Origin of the sequence: Microbacterium sp. B24 (assembly GCF_000333415.1) — a bacterium.
Classification (GTDB): domain Bacteria; phylum Actinomycetota; class Actinomycetes; order Actinomycetales; family Microbacteriaceae; genus Microbacterium.
This window is the reverse complement of record NZ_BADB01000056.1, coordinates 1-1,669: the sequence shown is the minus strand read 5'-3', so window position 1 is coordinate 1,669 and position 1,669 is coordinate 1. Positions and strand designations below refer to the sequence as shown.

Below are 1,669 nucleotides of genomic sequence, written 5' to 3'. Positions count from 1 at the left end.
GAGACGCGGCTAGGCGGTGACGACCTGCGCCGTGCCGAGCGGGGCGTCGGGGCCCATCTCGTCGGCGATGCGGTTGGCTTCTTCGATCAGAGTGGCGACGATCTCGGCCTCGGGAACGGTCTTGATCACCTCGCCCTTGACGAAGATCTGGCCCTTGCCGTTGCCCGAGGCGACGCCCAGATCGGCTTCCCGCGCCTCACCCGGTCCGTTGACGACGCATCCCATCACAGCGACGCGCAGGGGCACCGTCATGTCCTTGAGACCCTCGGTGACGTCGTTGGCGAGCGTGTACACGTCCACCTGCGCACGGCCGCACACGGGCACGACACGATCTCGAGCTTGCGCTCGCGGAGGTTCAGCGACTGCAGGATCTGGTGGCCGACCTTGACCTCTTCCGCCGGCGGCGCCGACAGGGAGACGCGGATCGTGTCGCCGATGCCCTCACCGAGGAGGATGCCGAAGGCGGTGGCGCTCTTGATCGTGCCCTGGAACGCGGGACCTGCCTCAGTCACACCGAGGTGCAGGGGCCAGTCGCCCCGCTCGGCGAGCATGCGGTACGCCTTCACCATCACGACCGGGTCGTTGTGCTTGACGGAGATCTTGAAGTCGTGGAAGTCGTGCTCCTCGAACAGCGACGCCTCCCAGACGGCGCTCTCCACCAGTGCCTCCGGGGTCGCCTTGCCGTACTTCTCGAGCAGACGCTTGTCGAGCGAACCCGCGTTCACGCCGATGCGCAGCGAGACCCCGGCATCCTTCGCCGCCTTGGCGATGGCGCCGACCTGGTCGTCGAACTTGCGGATGTTGCCCGGGTTCACGCGCACCGCGCCGCACCCGGCGTCGATGGCCTGGAAGACGTACTTGGGCTGGAAGTGGATGTCCGCGATCACGGGGATCTGGCTCTTCTTGGCGATGATGTGCAGCACGTCGGCGTCATCCTGGCTGGGGACGGCCACACGCACGATCTCACAGCCGGATGCCGTCAACTCGGCGATCTGCTGAAGGGTCGCGTTGATGTTGGTCGTCGGCGTCGTGGTCATCGACTGCACGCTCACAGGCGCGTCGCCACCGACGAGCACCTTCCCGACCTTGATCTGACGGCTCTTGCGGCGGGGGGCGAGGACGTCCGGCACACGCGGCATCCCGATGTTCACTGCTGGCACTGCACCAGACTACGCCGCACACGCTGCGCGAGGGCGGCGCGGCGATCCTCATCGTTCGTTCTGATATCGTGACCGCATGTTCGCGAACACCTCCTGGTGGCCCACCCGCTGAGGCGGTGTGCTCGCGACCCACGACACAGACCGCCCTCGAGGCGGTCTTTTCGTTCCCGGACGAATGCAGCCCGCCCGACCTGAAGAAAGGCCCGGCGATGACCCCGAGCCCCTCCCCGCTGGAGTCCGTGCTGCGCGCGGAACGTCCGTTCGCCCTGATCGCCCGGGATGCCGGCACCGTCGAGCTCCTCGTCGGCGAGGTGGTCGACGTCCCCCTGCTGTCCGACATCCCGCTGACGGACGCGACGGGCACCCCGCGAGAGGTGCTGGCGCTCGTGCCCTATCGGCAGGTCGTCGAGCGGGGCTTCGCGTGCCACGACGACGGCGCGCCGCTGCGCTGTCTCGTGGTCGACGAGCACGTGACAGACTCTAGAGGATCCCCGGGACCGAGCTCGAAT

Annotated in this window: 2 pseudogenes; one reads left to right on the top strand and one right to left on the bottom strand. The window is 67.8% G+C overall.

Annotated elements, in window-relative coordinates:
- Nucleotides 1–9: 9 nt before the first annotated feature.
- Nucleotides 10–1,160, bottom strand: a pseudogene (gene ispG, locus I5I_RS01275) (flavodoxin-dependent (E)-4-hydroxy-3-methylbut-2-enyl-diphosphate synthase).
- A 209-nt stretch (nt 1,161–1,369) separates the two neighbouring features.
- Between ispG and I5I_RS01270 the strand changes: the two are divergent.
- Nucleotides 1,370–1,669 (top strand): annotated as a pseudogene (locus tag I5I_RS01270) (chorismate-binding protein); the annotation flags it as partial.